The sequence below is a fragment of the Streptomyces sp. NPDC056580 genome (genome assembly GCF_042793175.1).
Lineage (GTDB): Bacteria > Actinomycetota > Actinomycetes > Streptomycetales > Streptomycetaceae > Streptomyces.
In genome coordinates this window covers 315387-331812 of record NZ_JBHTVE010000004.1, presented here as the reverse complement: position 1 = coordinate 331812, position 16426 = coordinate 315387, and the positions used below count along the sequence as shown (strand labels likewise).

General features: G+C 75.8%; 11 protein-coding genes. 2 read left to right on the top strand and 9 right to left on the bottom strand.

Features of this window, described 5'->3' with window-relative positions; genetic code table 11:
* Positions 1 to 57: 57 nt before the first annotated feature.
* From ACFQ9Z_RS10380 to ACFQ9Z_RS10355, 6 genes are all read right to left on the bottom strand, one after another.
* Positions 58 to 2430, bottom strand: coding sequence for a glycoside hydrolase family 65 protein (locus ACFQ9Z_RS10380; RefSeq protein WP_383014472.1), 2373 nt, complete (start codon positions 2428 to 2430; stop codon positions 58 to 60).
* A gap of 38 nt (positions 2431 to 2468) precedes the next feature.
* Entirely contained in the window at positions 2469 to 4847 is a 2379-nt protein-coding gene (locus tag ACFQ9Z_RS10375) for a xanthine dehydrogenase family protein molybdopterin-binding subunit (protein WP_383013906.1), read from the bottom strand.
* Between the two features lie 32 nt (positions 4848 to 4879).
* Positions 4880 to 5875 carry an FAD binding domain-containing protein gene (locus ACFQ9Z_RS10370; protein WP_383013903.1) on the bottom strand — a complete coding sequence of 332 codons (996 nt, stop codon included), beginning with the start codon at positions 5873 to 5875 and terminating at the stop codon, positions 4880 to 4882.
* Positions 5872 to 6411, bottom strand: a complete 540-nt coding sequence (locus tag ACFQ9Z_RS10365; RefSeq protein WP_281293838.1) for a (2Fe-2S)-binding protein — start codon at positions 6409 to 6411, stop codon at positions 5872 to 5874. Before ACFQ9Z_RS10365 ends, ACFQ9Z_RS10370 begins: the two co-directional genes overlap by 4 nt.
* Positions 6412 to 6572: 161 nt before the next feature.
* The gene (locus tag ACFQ9Z_RS10360; protein WP_383013900.1) at positions 6573 to 7928 is read right to left on the bottom strand and encodes a lectin; all 1356 of its coding nucleotides are present in this window, start codon (positions 7926 to 7928) and stop codon (positions 6573 to 6575) included.
* 225 nt (positions 7929 to 8153) lie between these two features.
* On the bottom strand, positions 8154 to 10067 hold the full coding sequence (locus tag ACFQ9Z_RS10355; RefSeq protein WP_383014469.1) for an ABC transporter ATP-binding protein: 1914 nt from the start codon (positions 10065 to 10067) through the stop codon (positions 8154 to 8156).
* 93 nt (positions 10068 to 10160) lie between these two features.
* Between ACFQ9Z_RS10355 and ACFQ9Z_RS10350 the strand changes: the two genes are divergently transcribed.
* Positions 10161 to 11228 (top strand): YbhN family protein, encoded by a 1068-nt coding sequence (locus ACFQ9Z_RS10350; RefSeq protein WP_383013898.1) that lies wholly within the window; start codon positions 10161 to 10163, stop codon positions 11226 to 11228.
* 155 nt (positions 11229 to 11383) lie between these two features.
* Entirely contained in the window at positions 11384 to 12148 is a 765-nt protein-coding gene (locus ACFQ9Z_RS10345) for a crotonase/enoyl-CoA hydratase family protein (protein ID WP_383013895.1), read from the top strand.
* A gap of 39 nt (positions 12149 to 12187) precedes the next feature.
* Here the strand turns inward: ACFQ9Z_RS10345 and ACFQ9Z_RS10340 are convergent, their stop codons facing one another.
* Genes ACFQ9Z_RS10340 through ACFQ9Z_RS10330 form a run of 3 tightly spaced genes read right to left on the bottom strand, consistent with a single transcriptional unit; the run spans position 12188 to position 16274 of the window.
* Entirely contained in the window at positions 12188 to 13447 is a 1260-nt protein-coding gene (locus tag ACFQ9Z_RS10340) for an FAD-dependent oxidoreductase (protein WP_383013892.1), read from the bottom strand.
* The gene (locus tag ACFQ9Z_RS10335) at positions 13444 to 14847 is read right to left on the bottom strand and encodes an FAD-dependent oxidoreductase (protein ID WP_383013889.1); all 1404 of its coding nucleotides are present in this window, start codon (positions 14845 to 14847) and stop codon (positions 13444 to 13446) included. Before ACFQ9Z_RS10335 ends, ACFQ9Z_RS10340 begins: the two co-directional genes overlap by 4 nt.
* Complete coding sequence (locus ACFQ9Z_RS10330; RefSeq protein WP_383013886.1) at positions 14844 to 16274, bottom strand: FGGY family carbohydrate kinase; 1431 nt, start codon at positions 16272 to 16274, stop codon at positions 14844 to 14846. Before ACFQ9Z_RS10330 ends, ACFQ9Z_RS10335 begins: the two co-directional genes overlap by 4 nt.
* Positions 16275 to 16426: the final 152 nt, after the last annotated feature.

Genomic DNA, 16426 nt, shown 5'->3' with positions numbered 1-16426 from the left:
GGCATCCTCGCCCGTCGGTACCGCGGCCGTCGAGAAGCCGGCCGGCACCGCGCGCCGTCAGTCCGGCAGCCGCATGCGCACCCTCTCCCCGGGCCCGACCCGCACCACCCGGTCCGGCAGGCGGAAGTCGATGGGCGGGCGGCCGGAGGCGGCCGGCACCACGGCCTCCAGCATGCCCGCGCGCAGCCGCAGCCGTACGCCCCAAAGGCCCTGGTAGCGCAGGGAGAAGCCGTAGGAGGAGAGTTCCGGCAGCGGCACCGGGTCGAGCCAGAGGGCGCCGTCGCGGGTCTCCAGGCCGGTGAGGCAGCGCTGTACGAGGTCGAGGGTGCCGGCCATGGCGCCCAGGTGGATGCCCTCGCCGGTGGTGCCGCCCTGGACGTCGGCGATGTCGCCGCGCAGCGCCTCCTGGACGAAGCCCCACGCGTCCGCGCGGCGGGCGCGGGCCAGGATCCAGCCGTGCACCAGACCGCTGAGGGTGGAGCCGTGCGAGGTGCGGTGCAGGTAGTGGTCGACCGTCGCGGACCAGATGTCCTCGTCCAGGCGGTGCCCCAGCCGCCGGAACAGCGACTGGAGTTCGGCGGGCGAGAACAGGTAGCCCAGCATCAGCACGTCGGCCTGCTTCGACGCCTTGTAGCGGTTGACGGTGTCGCCCTCCGCCTCCAGGATCCGGTCCAGGCGCCGGATGTCGCCGTACCGGTCGCGGTAGCCCTGCCAGTCCAGTTCGGCGAGGTCGCCGTAGCCCTCGAACTGGCTGATCACGCCCTCGTGGTGGGGCACGTGGAGGGTCCGGGACACCTCCTCCCAGCGGGCGAGTTCGTCCTCCTCCAGGCCGATGAGCTCGGCGAGTTCGCGGCGGCGCGGCTCGGGCAGGTCGCGCAGCAGGCCGAGCGCGCGCAGCAGCGCCCAGGCTGCGGTCACGTTCGTGTACGCGTTGTCGTCCAGGCCGGGCCGGTCGGCGCCGGGGTACGCGTCGTGGTACTCGTCGGGGCCGACCACGCCCAGGATGCGGTGCCGGCCGAGGTGTTCGTCGTAGGTGGCCGAGTCGGCCCAGAAGCGGGCGATCTGGAGCAGCATCTCGGCGCCCTCGGTGTGCAGGAACTCGGTGTCGCCGGTGGCCTCGCAGTACCGCCACACGTTGTACGCCACCGCCGAGCCGACGTGCCGCTGCAGCCGGGAGTCGTCCGGCAGCCAGCGCCCCGAGCGCGGGTTGAGGTGCAGCTCCTGGGTCTCCTCCCGGCCGTCGCTGCCGCTCTGCCACGGATACAGGGCCCCGCGCAGGCCGGCCTGGCGGGCCGCGTGGCAGGCGGCGTCCATGCGGCGGTGGCGGTAGCGGAGCAGCGCCCGCGAGACTTCGGGCAGGTGGAGGTTGAGGTAGGGCAGCACGAACAGCTCGTCCCAGAAGACGTGTCCCCGGTACGCCTCGCCGTGCAGTCCGCGGGCGGGAACGCCGACGTCGAGGTCGGCGGTGTGCGGGGAGAGGCACTGCAGCACGTGGAAGAGGTGCAGGCGCAGGATGCTGCCGGGCTCGCCCGGGACGTCGAGTTCGGTCCGCCGCCACAGCTGCTCCCAGGCCGTGGCGTGCGAGGTGAGCAGGTCGTCGAAGTCGGGCGCGGTACCGGCCCGGTCGACGGCGGCGCACAGCGGGTCGCCGATGGCGGGGTCGTGGGAGGTGTGCAGGGCGACGCACTTGTCGACGGTGACCGTGAGACCCGGCGCGAGTCCCAGGCGCAGGCGCCGCACGGCCCGGGTCGGCTCGTGCGCGTCGGCCGCGGGGGCGTCGGCGGTCAGCCGGCAGGCGAGCCCGACGGCGATGTCCGAGGTGCGGGTGCGGCAGCGCAGCCACATCGCGCCGGACCCGGCGCTGCCCGTCTCGACCTGGGTGAGGTGGCGGCCGTCCAGGTCGCGGTAGCGGGCCACTCCGGAGTTGGTGACTCCGCCGTCGAGCGCGGCCTCGACGTCGATCTCGCCGGTCCAGTCCTCGGCGGTGAGGTCGGTGCGCAGGGCGGCGAGGTGCGGGTCGCTCATGTGGACCAGCCGCAGTTGCCGCACCAGGAGCGTGCCGCCGCCGTCCAGCCGGTACCGGGTGCGGCGTTCCAGCACGCCCGGGTCCAGGTGGAGGATCTGCCGGTGCTCGGTGACCGGGGCGGTGTCGGGCCCGAGCCAGTCGTGGCCGGCGGGGCGGATGCGCAGCGGCAGCCAGTCGGGGAGGTTGACCATGTCCTCGTTCTCGACCCGGCGGCCGGCGACGTCGGAGGTGAGCCGGTTGTAGACGCCGGCCGCGTAGGTGCCCGGGTAGTGCACGTCGTCCGCGGCGCACTCGGGCAGCGCGCCGCGGGTGGCGAAGTAGCCGTTGCCCAGGGTGCACAGGGACTCCCGCAGGCGTTCCTCGGCGGGGTCGTAACCGTCGTACTCCCACAGCAGTCCCGGCACCTGGGCGGTCCCCCTCTCCGGGTCCCCCGCCGTGGCCGTCACCGTTCGGACAGCAGTCCGGACAGGATCCGGTCCGGGGTCAGGGGCAGTTCGCGGAACCGGATCCCGGTGGCGTGGTGGACGGCGTTGCCGAGTGCGGCGGCGGTGCCGACGATGCCGATCTCGCCGATGCCCTTGCTGCCCATGGGGTTGAGGTGCGGGTCGTCCTCCTCGATCCAGTGCGCCTCCAGGTCGGGGACGTCGGCGTGGGCGGCCACGTGGTAGGAGGCGAGATCGGCCTCGGGGAAGTCACCGAACGGGGCGTCCATGGTGCTGCCCTCGGTCAGGGCCATGCCCAGGCCCATGATCATGCCGCCGACGAACTGGGAGCGCGCGGTGCGGGCGTTGAGGATCCGCCCGGCGGCGAAGACGCCGAGCATCCTGCGGGCCCGTACCTCGCCGGTGACGGTATCGACGGCGACCTCGGCGAAGTGGGCGCCGAAGGCGTGTCGGGCGTACGGGGAGTCGGCGTCCGCCCGGCCGGCGGTGTCGGAACGGACCAGGAGACCCTCGGCGGGCAGCGGACCAGGGTGCTCGGCGAGCCGGGCCGCCAGGCCGGCGCACGCCTCGTGCACGGCCCAGCCCCATGAGGCGGTGCCGGAGGAGTCGCCGGCCAGCGACGCCGGGGGCAGATCGCTGCGGCCCACCTCGGTGCGCACCCGGTCCAGGGGCGCGCCGAGGGCGTCGGCGGCGACCTGGGCGAGGACGGTGCGCGCGCCGGTGCCGATGTCGGCCGCGTTCACCCTGATGAGGAAGGTGCCGTCGGGCAGGGCCTGGGCGGTGGCGGTCGACGGCCGGATCAGGACCGGGTAGGTCGCCGCGGCCACTCCGGTGCCGATGAGCAGTGGGCCCTCGGTCCGGGAGCGCGGGCGCGGCTCGCGCCGGTCCCAGCCGAAGCGGCGGGCGCCCTCGCGCAGGCACTCGGCGAGGTGCCGGCTGCTGAACGGCTTGCCGCTGCCGGGTTCGGCGTCCGGCTCGTTGCGGATCCGCAGTTCCACCGGGTCAAGGCGCAGGGCGTCGGCGAGCTCGTCGACCGCCGACTCCAGGGCGTACATGCCGGGGGCCTCGCCGGGGGCGCGCATCCAGGACGGGCTGGGCACGTCCAGCGGCACCACCCTGTGGGTGCTGAGCAGGTGCGGGGCGCCGTACATGACCCGGGAGGGCACCGCGGCCTGCTCCACGAACTCCCTGACGTGCGAGGTGTGCGTGGTGACCTCGTGCAGCACCGCGGTGAGGTGTCCGTCGGCGGTGGCGCCCAGGCGCAGCCGGTGCAGGGTGGGGGCCCGGTGGCCGACGACGGTGGGCATGTACCGGCGGGGGTAGGCCACCGTGACCGGCCGGCCGGTGTGCCGTGCGGCCATGGCGGCGAGGACGACATCGGGGCGCGGGGTGCCCTTGGAGCCGAAGCCGCCGCCGACGTGCTCGGCCACCACGGTGACGTGCTCCTCGGGCAGGTCGAAGAGACCGGCGAGCACAGACCGGACGGTCGTGCTGCCCTGGCTGGAGGTGTACACGATCAGCCGGTCGCCGTCCCAGTGCGCGGTGCTCGCGTGCGGTTCCATGGGGTGGTTGTGCAGGGGCGGCACCCGGTACTCGGTGTCCAGGCGGACGTCGGCGGCGGCGAAGGCGCCGTACGGGTCGCCGTGTTCGAGGCGGCCCGGCTGAGCGCCCCCTTCGGGCTCGTAGGCGTCCGGGTGGTCGGGGCGGAGTACGACGTCGTGGTGCTCGGTGGCGTAGCCGACGCGGACGGCCCGGGCGGCGGCGCGGGCCGCCTCCAGGGTCTCGGCGACAGCCAGGGCGACGCACCAGCCCCGGTGCGGCACGTGGCGGTTCTGCAGGACGGCGAGGGTGGCGTCGTCCGTCTCGCCGAGGCGCGGGGCGTCGCCGGGGGTCAGCACGGCGAGGACGCCGGGCAGCGCGAGCGCGGCCGAGGTGTCCACGCCGGTGACCCGGCCCCGGGCCACGGCCGCCGGCACGGGCCAGGCGTGGACGCGGCCGGGCAGCGGATACTCGGCGGCGTAGCGAGCCTTCCCGGTGACCTTCTCCCGTCCTTCCCGCCGCCCGGCGGGCGCCCCGAGGGCGGTGCCGGTCCGCGGGGTGGGGAGGGGGTCCTGCTCCAGGGCTCCCGTGCCGGGGCGCCGGCCGGGGGCGGCTTCGCGGGCGGCGGCGGTGCGGGCGAGGGGGTCGTCGTGCGGCAGCCCGGTCCCGGCCACCGGGTCGTCCCGGGGCGCCCCGGTGGCGGCCATCGGGTCGTCGTGCGGCAGCCCCGTCCCGGTCGTCGGGTCGTCCCGCGGCAGCCCGGTGGCGGCCATCGGGTCGTCGTGCGGCAGCCCGGTCCCGGGCAGCGGGCCGCCGTGCGCCAGTGGGTCGTTCGCCATCGGGTTCTCCTGGGGTCGGCCGGGTCCGGGGGTCAGGCCGTCGCGGGGGCGGGCGCGAGGCGGTTCAGGACGTCCAGTGCGAGGTTGCGGGCGAGGGGCACCTTGTAGGCGTTGTCGCGCAGCGGCTCCGCGCGGTCCAGTTCCAGGGCGACGGCGCCCTCGAAGGCCTCGGGGGTGGCCGCCGCGCCCAGCAGGGCCGTCTCCGCGTGGTGGGCCCGCCAGGGCCGGTGGGCCAGGCCGCCGAAGGCGAGCCCCACCTGGTCCACGACGCCGTCCGCGACCCGCAGCACGACGGCCACGGAAGCCAGGGCGAAGGCGTACGAGGCCCGGTCCCGGGCCTTGCGGTAGGCGGAGGGCGCGCCGGCCCGGGCGGCCGGGAGCAGCACGCCCGTGATCAGCTCGCCGGGGCGGATCTCGGTGTCCCGCTCCGGACGCACCCCGGGCAGTCGGTGGAAGTCGGCCACCGGGATGCTGCGGCCGCCCTCGGCGCCGTACAGCTCGACCCGGGCGTCGAGGGCCGCGAGGGCCACGGCCATGTCGGAGGGGTTGGTGGCGATGCAGTGCGCGGAGTGGCCGAGCACGGCGTGGTCGCGGTGGACGCCCTCCAGGGCGCCGCAGCCGCTGCCCGGCTCGCGCTTGTTGCAGGGCTTGTCCAGGTCCTGGAAGTACGGGCAGCGGGTGCGCTGGAGCAGGTTGCCGCCGGTGGTGGCGGCGTTGCGGAGCTGGCCGGAGGCGCCCGCGAGCAGCGCCTGGGAGAGCACCGGGTAGCGGTCGCGGACGAGCGGGTGGGCGGCGAGGTCGCTGTTGCGGACGGTGGCGCCGACGCGCAGCGCGCCGTCCGGGAGCTCCTCGACCGCGTCCAGCGGCAGCCGGCCGACGTCGATGAGGACGCCGGGGCTCTCCACGCCGAGTTTCATCAGGTCGACGAGGTTGGTGCCGCCGGCGAGGTAGCGGGCGCCTGGGTGGGCGGCGTGGGCCTCGACGGCCTCCTGGACGCCGGTGGGCCTGAGGTATCCGAAGCTCTTCACCCGATCACGTCCTCCACCGCTTCGACAATGCGCGGATAGGCGCCGCAGCGGCACAGGTTGCCGCTGAGCCGTTCGCGGATCTCGGTCCGGTCCAGCGGCACGGGCCGGCCGGAGGGCTCCGCGGGGTCGGTGACGTGGGAGGGGTGGCCGGCCGCGGCCTCGGCGATCATGCCCACGGCCGAGCAGATCTGCCCGGGCGTGCAGTAGCCGCACTGGAAGGCGTCGCGTTCGAGGAAGGCCCGCTGCAGGGGGTGCGGCTCCTCGCCGTCGCCGCCGAGCCCCTCGACGGTGGTGACCTCGCTGCCGTCGAGGGTGACGGCGAGCAGCAGACAGCCGTTGACGCGCCGCCCGTCCACCAGGACGGTGCAGGCGCCGCACTGACCGTGGTCGCAGCCCTTCTTGGAGCCGGTGAGCCCCAGGTCCTCGCGGAGCAGGTCCAGCAGGACCCGCCGGTGGTCGACGAGCAGGGTGTGCGGCTTGCCGTTCACCCGGAGGGTGATCTCCGAGTGCGGGTCGAGCCGGTCTTCTCTGGTCATGGCGGGAAGGGCCTTCCGGACGGGCCGCGGTGTCCGGCACACCGCGTATCCAGGCTGCGACGCCTCACACTTACCGGCCACTCCAGGGACCCGCGCGGCCCCCGCCGCCGGGCCGGCCGGCCGGTGGGGCCGCGGCGGCGGGGGTCGGGGCACGGGCGGGGTCAGCCGGTGTAGCCGGCGAGGACGCGGGTGTAGTCCCAGGCGGACTGGGAGACGCCGGAGCAGCTGTCGGCCGGGCCGCCGGTGCACGGGCGGTCGCGGTTGGCGGACCAGAAGGTGAGCCGGGCCAGGTGGTGTGCCTGCGCGTAGGCCAGGATGGTCCGGAAGTCGTTCACCGTGACGGTCTCGTTGTCGTCGGTGACGCCGTTCATGGACGAGATGCCCATGTCCCGGTAGGCCTGGTCGTCGCTGTAGTGGTAGGCGTTCTTCAGCGCGTTCTTCAGGCCCTCGGCGGCCTGCGTGGTGAGGTTGCCCATGTTCTGTCCGGCGCCGCCGAAGTCGAACGGCATGATGGCCCAGGCGTCGACGGTCAGTCCGGAGGAGGCGGCCCGGTTGATGAGGCTGGTGTCGGGGCCGCTCTGCCCGGTGCCGATGGTGACGTACACCTTCAGGCCGGGGTTGGCGGCCTTGACGGTCTTCAGCGCGTCCACGGTCCGCTGCTGCACGGTGGGGTTGCTGTAGGCGTCGGCCTCGATGTCGACGTCGATCGCCTTCAGGCCGTAGGCGTTGACGACCTTCTGGTAGGCGGCGGCGAGTTCGCCCGCGCTGGAGCAGGAACTCTCCAGCTTGTTGCCGCTGTAGCCGCCGAAGGACGGGATGACGTCACCGCCGTTCGCCCGCACGGTGCTCACCGTCTGCTGGTCGACGCCCCCGGTCAGCGGGCGGCTGCCGTCCCACTGGGGGTTGCAGTAGCCGTTGCTGAGCACGAAGGCGAGGGTGAACCACTTCACGCCGGTGGCCTGGGTGATGGTGGTGGGGCTGGGCGGGCTGCCCCAGCCGTTGTACAGGTAGGGGGCGACGGCCATCGGCGCGGACGGGGTGGTGCCGCCCGCCGCGGGGGCGTTCCACTTCTGGTTGGCGCCGCCGCCGCAGCTCCAGATCTGCACGCGGGTGCCGTTCGCGGAGTTGTTGCCGGTGACGTCCAGGCACTTGTCGGCCTGCGGGTTGACGATGTCGTGGGCGGCGGTGACGGTCCACTTCTGGTTCGCGCCGCCGGTACAGGACCACAGTTGCGCCTTGGCGCCGTCGGCGGTCGAGTTCCCGGTCACGTCCAGGCACTTGCCGAGGGCGCGGAGGGTGCCGTCGGCGCCGGCCGTCCACTGCTGGGCGGCGGTGCCGTTGCAGTCGTAGAGCTGCACGGGCGTGCCGTCGGCGGAGGCGGCCCCGGCGACGTCGAGGCACTTGCCGGCGAGGCCGGTGACGGTGCCGGTGGCGGCCTGGGCGGGGGCGGCGGTGAGCAGCCCGGTGGCGAGGGACAGGGCGGCGAGCGGTACGGCCGCGCTGAGCGGTCTGGCCATGTGGGATCCGGCCCTTTCACGTGGGGGGTGGCCGGACGCGGGACCGGGACCCCGGCGGGGGCCGCGGGTCCGGAGCGCACGGCGTCTTTGTTTAAGGCGTGAAGTTAAAGGTCCGGACCACAGGCGTCAAGGGGTTGGACAGCGGTCACGGATCTGGACGGACCCGGTGCGCGACCCGGCGCCCCGCGGCCTGCCGGTAGGGCTCGCCGCGGGGACGCGCGGCCGTCAGACCGCGGGCACCTCGCCGTCGCGGCGGACGGACCGGGTGCGGTGCGGCTCGCCGTCGCGGCGGGCGAACTGGGTGCGGTGCAGCTCGGCGTACCGCCCGTCCGCCGCGAGCAGTTCCTCGTGCGTGCCGCGTTCGACGATCCGGCCGGACTCCACCACCAGGATCTGGTCGGCGGCCCGCACGGTGGACAGCCGGTGGGCGATCACCACGGCGGTGCGCCCCTCCAGCGCCTCGGTGAGGGCCTCCTGCACCGCCGCCTCCGAGGTGTTGTCCAGGTGGGCGGTGGCCTCGTCGAGGATGACCACCCGCTGGCGGGCCAGCAGCAGCCGGGCGATGGTCATGCGCTGGCGTTCGCCGCCGGAGAGCCGGTAGCCGCGCTCGCCGACGACCGTGTCGAGACCGTCCGGCAGGGCGCGCACCACGTCGGCGAGGCGGGCACGGCCGAGCGCGTCCCACAGCTCCTCGTCCGTGGCGTCCGGGCCGGCCAGCAGCAGGTTGGCGCGGACGGTGTCGTGGAAGAGGTGGCCGTCCTGGGTGACCATCCCGAGGGTGGCCCGCAGCGAGGCGGCGGTCAGGTCCCGCACGTCGGCCCCGCCGATCCGCACGGCCCCGGAGCCCACGTCGTAAAGGCGCGGCAGGAGCTGCGCGATGGTCGACTTGCCGGCGCCGGAGGAGCCGACCAGGGCGACGGTCTGTCCGGGCTCGGCGCGGAAGGAGACGCCGTGCAGGACCTCGGTGCCGCCTCGGGTGTCCAGGGCGGCGACCTCCTCGAGGGAGGCGAGGGAGACCTGGTCGGCGGACGGGTAGGCGAACCGGACGTCGTCGAACTCCACGGCGACCGGCCCGGACGGGACCTCGACGGCGCCGGGCTTCTCCTGGATGAGCGGCTTGAGGTCGAGCACCTCGAAGACGCGCTCGAAGCTGACCAGGGCGGACATCACCTCGACGCGGGCCCCGGCGAGCGCGGTGAGCGGGGCGTACAGGCGGGTGAGCAGCAGGGCCAGGGAGACGACCGCGCCGGCCTCCAGGGTGCCGTGCAGCGCGAACCAGCCGCCGAGGCCGTAGACGAGGGCCAGGGCGAGGGCGGAGACCAGGGTGAGGGAGGTGATGAACACCGACTGGGCGGTGGCCGTGCGCACCCCGATGTCGCGCACCCGCCGGGCGCGGGCCGCGAACTCCGCCGACTCCTCCTCCGGACGGCCGAACAGCTTCACCAGGGTGGCGCCGGGCGCGGAGAAGCGTTCGGTCATCCGGGTGCCCATGGCCGCGTTGAGGGCCGCGGCCTCCCGCTGCATGCGGGCCATGCGGCTGCCCATGCGGCGTGCGGGCAGCACGAACACCGGCAGCAGCACCAGCGCGAGCAGGGTGATCTGCCAGGACAGGGTGAGCATCACCGCGAGCGTGAGCAGCAGCGTGACGAGGTTGGTCACCACGCCCGAGAGGGTGTTGGCGAACGCGCGCTGGGCGCCGATCACGTCGTTGTTGAGACGGCTGACCAGCGCTCCCGTACGGGTACGTGTGAAGAACGCGACGGGCATGCGCTGCACATGATCGAACACGGCCGTGCGCAGGTCGAGGATGAGCCCCTCCCCGAGCGACGCCGACAGGCGCCGGCCGAGGATGCCCAGTCCCGCCTCCGCGAGCGCGACCAGCGCGATGAGCAGGGACAGCCGTACGACGGTACGGGAGTCGTGGCCCGCCACGATCGCGTCGACGACGTGGCCGGCCAGCACCGGGGTGGCCACGGCCAGCAGTGCCGTCACCACCCCGAGCAGGACGAAGCGGACGATGCCCGCGCGGTGCGGGCGGGCGAAGGCGGCGATGCGGCGCAGCGTGGCGCGGGCCAGGGGGCGGCGGTCGGCCTGCGCGTTCATGACGCTGTGCAGCTGCGTCCAGGCGGTGGTCTCCATGCTCATGGAGAGAACGTAGGACCTCAAGCGTCGTTGAGGTCAATGTCCGCGCCTCCTGGATTCCGCCGGTCTCCCCCGCGTCCGGAGGGCCCCATGGCTCCTTCCGCTCATCCGCTGCCCGTCCGTAAGCCGCCGTCCGCGCCCGCGCCATCCGCCGTTGGCGTGGCGCGGAGAACCTCTCCCGGTGTGACAGCACTCCGATTCCCCGACGTCCCCCGGGGCCGCCTCCCCCGGCGTCTCCCGGTCCGGCAGGTGCTGTGCGCCGTGCCGCTCGTGCTGCTCGCCGTGGCCGCGGTGCGGCACCGCTCGGTGGTCGCCGAGGGCTTCGGCCAGTTGCGCACCGCCTCCTGGCCGTGGCTGCTGGCGGCGGCCGGCGCGACCTGCCTGACCTGGGTGGCGGCCGCGTTCACCCGGCAGGGCGCGGTGGTGCAGCCGCTGCCGAAGGGACGGCTGCTGGCCACCCAGTTCGCGGCGGGCGCGGCCAACCACCTGCTGCCCACCGGGCTCGGGGCGAGCGCGGTGAACCTGCGCTTCATGAGTGTGTGCGGGGTGCCGGCGGCCCGGTCCTCGGCCGCGCTCGCCCTCTATCTGCTGGCGGAGAGCGCGGGCCGGCTCGGTCTGCTGGCCGCGTTGCTGGTCGCCTTCCCGGACGCGCTGCGGCCCGGCACGCCGCTGCCCGACGGTGGCGCGCCGGCGCTGCTGGCCGGCGCGGGCGCGCTGGTGCTGCTGGCGGCGGCCGCGCTGACCCTGGTGCGGCGGCTGCGCACGGCCGTGTTCGCCCTCCTGCGGGACGCGCTGGCCGAGGCGCGGTCGGTGCACACGCGTCCGGCCCGGGCGCTGGCCCTGTGGGGCGGCTCGCTGGCCTTCCCGGCCTGCCAGGCGGCCGGTCTGGCCGCGGTGGGCCGGGCGCTGGACCTGCCGGTGCCGCCCGCGCACATCGCGCTCGCCTACCTCGCGGCGACGGTCGCGGTCGCGCTGGTGCCGGCGCCGGGCGGCCTCGGATCGGTGGAGGCGGCCCTGGTCGTGGCGCTGGTCGCGGCTGGCGGCCCGGCCGCGGTGGCCACGGCGGTGGTGCTGGCCTACCGGGTCATCACCGTGTGGCTGCCGCTGCTGCCGGGGGCGCTGACGCTGGGGGCGCTGGTGCGGCTGAAGGTCATCTGAACGGCGCTCCGCACGGCGCCGCCGGCTCGCGGGCGTCCCTGACGCGGCCGACGCGGGAGTCCGCGCCGGCGGTCCACGGCGGGGCTTCCCGGAGGTCGGCGGCGCCTGCGCGCCGGGAGTACCCTGCCAGGCCTCACCACATCGAGAGGGGTCCCATGCCGGTCCGCGTGGAGCGCAGGGAGCATGTCACCACGGTCGTGCTGTCCCGGCCCGAGGCCCGCAACGCGGTCGACGGCCCGACGGCCGCCGAACTCGCCGCCGCCTTCCGGGCCTTCGAGGCGGACGACACCGCGCGGGTGGCGGTGCTGTGGGGCGAGGGCGGCACGTTCTGCGCGGGCGCCGACCTGAAGGCGGTCGGCACGGAGCGCGGCAACCGGGTCGCGGAGGACGGCGACGGGCCGATGGGGCCGACCCGGATGCGGCTGTCGAAGCCGGTGATCGCGGCCGTCGCGGGGCACGCCGTCGCGGGCGGCCTCGAACTGGCCCTGTGGTGCGATCTCCGGGTCGCCGAGGAGGACGCCGTGTTCGGGGTGTTCTGCCGCCGCTGGGGCGTTCCGCTGATCGACGGCGGCACGGTGCGCCTGCCCCGGCTGATCGGTGCCGGCAGGGCCATGGACATGATCCTGACCGGCCGTCCGGTCCCGGCGCGCGAGGCCTACGACATCGGCCTCGCCAACCGTGTGGTGCCGGCCGGCCGCGCCCGCGCCGAGGCCGAGGAACTCGCGGCGGCCGTCGCCCGCTTCCCGCAGGCCTGCCTGCGCGGCGACCGGGCCTCGGTGCTGGACCAGGAGGGACAGGACGAGGAGACGGCGATGCGCGGTGAACTCCGTCACGGCGTCGCCGTGCTCGCGGAGGGCCTGGAGGGCGCGGCGCGGTTCGCCGGGGGCGCGGGACGGCACGGGACCTTCACGGGACTCTGAGGACCGCGGGACCGCGGCTCACGGGACCGGCCGGTGCGATCAGGCGCCGGGCCAGGGCGCGCCCGCCAGCCAGTGCAGCACCGCTCCGGCCGCCGCCGCCCCGTCCCGGGACGCCGCTTGGGCGCGCTGCCCGGGGTGCAGCAGACCGCCTGCGGCGAAGACGCCGGGGTGCGAGGTGTAGGGGCTCGCGCCCATCCGGACGCCGGCGGTGCGGGCGAGTTCGTTGTCGGCCACGAAGTCGCCGGTGAAGACGATCGTGTCGCAGGGCAGGATTGCCGTGCGGCCGTCGCGGCGGCGCAGGCGGACCCCGGACAGGCGGCCGTGGCCGAGGAGTTCGGCGACCGCGGTGCCGGTGAGGAGCGGGATGCGGTGGACCAGGCGCGCCGACTGGGCACGGGCCTGCGGCACCTGGGCGTGGTCCTCCTCGGTGACCAGGGCGGCGACCGTGACCCCGGCCGCGCGCAGCGTGCCGGCCGCGGCGTACGAGACCGGCTCGGCGCCGGCCACCACCGCGCGGGTGCCGATCGGCTGGCCGAACAGGTGTACCGCCTGCTGGAGTTCGCCGGTGGTGTAGACACCGGCCGGACGGGTGCCGGGGACCAGCCGGGCCGCGCGGGGGCGTTCCCGGGCGCCGGTGGCGAGCACGACGGCGCGGGCCGTGACCCGCTCCGGCCCGCCGGGCCCGACGAGCGTGAGGACCGGTCCCGGCCGGTCGCCGTCCGTCACGGCGCCGGGTACGGCACCGGCGGGCCTCCCGGGCGTGGGCCCGGCCCCGGACACAGTCACGGCCGCCGAGGGGGCGTCGCCGCCCGGCCCGAAGGTCCCGCCCGCCGGAGGGACACGCCGTGCCTCGGGGCCGCCGGCCGCGTCCACCGCTGCCGCGTCCCCGGCGGCCGTCGCGCCGGCCCGCGTCGCCTCCGGGGGCCGTGCCCCGCCGTCCGGGAGCGCCGTCGCCGTGGCGCCGGCTCCCGCAGCGCCCGCGGTGCCCGGCGTCGTCCGGCTCGCGGACCCGGCGTCCGTCCACTCCAGAACCGTCACCCCGGTGCGCACCACGGCGCCCGCGCGCACCGCGGCCCCGGTGAGGAGCCGGGCGTAGCCGGGGCCGGTGAGCGGACGCGTCCAGGTGCCGAAGCCGCCGTGCCCGCAGTACCGGGGCACTCCCCCGGGCCGCGCCTCCCGCTCCAGCACCTCCACCCGGCCGGCGCCGGCCGCGGCCAGGCGTGCCGCGGCGGCGAGGCCGGCGGGGCCGGCGCCGACGACGAGGACGTCGACGTGGCGCACCGGCGCGTTCACGGTCATGGGCGTGCCTCCTCGAACAGCTGCCGTACCGCCGCGCCGCAGTGGAACCCCTGGCAGCGGCCCGCCCGGGCGCGGGTGCGGCGGCGCAGGCCTTCCAGGGTGCGCGGCGGGATCGGGCCGGCCAGGGCGTCGCGGATCTCGCCGCGCGAGACCCGTTCGCAGTGGCAGACCAGCACGCCGTACTCCGGGTCGGCGGCGACGAGTTCGGGTCGCAGGCAGGGACGGGGGGAGTCCTCGCCGATGCCGGGCATCCGCACCGGTTCCGGTTCGCGCCGCGGACCGGGGTCGAGCCCGGTGCCGGTCAGCAGTTCCACGACGTGGGCGGCGATCGCCATCGACGCGGTCAGGCCGGTGGAGCGGATGCCGCCGACCGTGACGTACGCCTGTCCGGGGTGGGCGGCGATCCGGTAGTCGTCGTGCCCGGTCGCGGCACGCAGCCCCGCGTAGACGGCGGTGACCTCCTCGTCGAGCAGCGCGGGCAGGATGCGGCGGCCCTTCTCCCGCAGCAGGGCGAGGCCCTCGGCGGTGGACTGGGTGGCCCGTCTGTCGTCCAGGTCCTCGGCGGTGGGGCCGAGCAGGACGTTGCCGTGCACGGTCGGCGCGATCAGGACGCCCTTGCCGGCAGCGGTCGGGACGGGCAGGAGGATGTGCCGGACCAGGGGGCGGGCGAACCGGTCGTGGACGATGAGCTGGCCGCGGCGCGGGGTGACCGTGAAGTCGTCGTGGCCGAGCGTCCGGTCGAGCGTGTCGGCGTGCAGTCCGGCCGCGTTGACCAGGTACCGGGCGCGCAGCGTGCCCCGGGAGGTGGTCAGCAGATGGGTGCCGTCGCGCCGGTCGGAGCGGGACACCCGGGTGTTCAGGTGCAGGTGGACGCCCGCACGGACCGCCTGGGTGGCGTAGGCCAGGGTGGTCGTCCAGGGGCAGATGACGCTCTCGCCGGGCACGTGCAGGGCGCCGAGCGCGCCGGGGCCGAGGTGCGGTTCGCGGGCGTAGAGTTCGCCGGCGTCCAGGACCCAGGTGTCCGGGCAGCCGTTGCGCCCGGCCTTCTCGGCCAGCCGGGGCAGGGTGGCGAGTTGCTCCTCGTCCCAGGCGACGAGCAGTGCGCCGGTGCGTTCCAGGGGGATGCCGGACTCGGCGGCGTAGGCGGCCAGGCGCCGGGAGCCCTCGCGCACCAGCGTGGCCTCCAGGGTGCCCGGGGTGGCGTCGAAACCGGTGTGCAGGATGGCGGTGTTGGCCTTGGAGGTGCCCTGGCCGACGTCGTCCTGGGCCTCGACGAGTGCGACGCGCAGACCGGGGTGGCGGGCGAGTTCGCGGGCGACGGCGCAGCCGACGACCCCGGCGCCCACGATCGCGACGTCGTAGAGGTGTGCGGGCAACGGCCCCCCGGCGGTGACCGTCATGAGCCGAGCAGCGCGGCGACCGCGGTGCGGAAGCCGGCCAGGCGTTCGGCGGCCAGGTCGGCCGGGATGCGGGGCTCGTACACGGCGGCGGGCTTCCAGTCGGGGAGGGCTTCGGACACGCTCAGCGCGGGGTCCGCGCCGAGCCGGGCCAGGGCGGCGGCGCCGAGCGCGGTGGCGTCGGGGAGGGCGGACACCTCGACGGGGCGTTGCAGCAGGTCGGCCTGGGTCTGCATGAGCAGGGCGGAGCGGGTCAGGCCGCCGTCGACGCGCAGCGTTTCCAGTGGGGCGCCGAGGTCGGTGGCGGCCGCCCGGGCCAGCTCGGTCACCTGCGCGGCGAGGCCCTCGCACAGGGCGCGCACCAGGTGCCCGGGCCCGGTGTCGAGGCCGAGCCCGGTCAGGGAGCCGCGCAGGTCGCCGCGCCACCACGGGGCGGCGAGCCCGGCGAGGGCGGGCACGAAGGTGACGCCGCCGCTGTCGGGGACGGCGCCGCCGACCGGGTCGAGGTCGGCGGCCGAGGAGATGACGCCGAGGTCGGTGAGCCAGCGCACGGCGGAGGCGGCCGTGTACACCTGTCCGTCGAGGCAGTAGCCGGTGTCGCCGGCGAGCCGCCAGGCGACACAGCTCACCAGGCCGGAGTCGCCGCGCCGTGGGGCGCCGCCGGTGTGGGCGAGCAGGAACGCGCCGGTGCCGTAGGTGCACTTGGCGCCGCCGGGGCCGGTGACGCGCTGGGCGAGCAGGGCGGCCTGCTGGTCGACGATCAGGCCGGTGAGGGGAATCTCCGGCCCGAACGCCCGTGTCGTGCCCACGGTCTGGGCGTTGTCGGCGATTTCCGGGAGCCGTTCGCCGAGCAGTCCGTACGTCTCCAGCGCCCGCGCCGACCAGTGGGCGCCGTCCAGGTCCAGGAGCTGGGTGCGGCCCGCGGTGGCGGCGTCGGTGACGAAGGCGCCGGTGAGCCGGTGCACCAGCCAGGCGTCGGAGGTGGTGACGACGCCCTCGCGGGTGAGGTGGCGGCGGATCCAGGCCATCTTGGGCGCCGCGAAGTACGGGTCGAGGGGCAGGCCGGTGAGCTGCCGCAGCTCCTCGGCCCGGCCGGCCAGCCGGGCGCACACGGTCTCGGCGCGCCGGTCCTGCCAGACGAGGGCGTCGGTGAGCGGGCGGCCGGTCGCGGGGTCCCAGGCGAGCACGGTCTCGCCCTGGTTGGCCAGGCCCATCGCCACCACGCCCTCGCCCGCCTCGGCCAGTGCGGCCCGGCCGGCCTCGAGCACGGAGGCGTACAGCGCCTCGGGGTCCACCTCGACCAGTCCACCGGGCAGGTGCCGGGGCCGTACCGCGGCGAACCCGGTCCCGACGACGCCGCGTTCGGGGCAGACCACCAGTGCCTTGGTGCCGGACGTGCCCTGGTCGACGGCGAGCACCGGCCCCGTCATCGCATCCTCCCGCGCGTCCGTCCGGCCTTTCGAAGATCGGCGCGAACAGCCTGCCGCCGGGCGGCGTCCGGCGTCAAGCCGGGCCGTGCGTTGATCAACAGCGTTTTGTGGAGGTTGAGTTGGCGGCGATGGCACGCCGTGGAGGACACCCC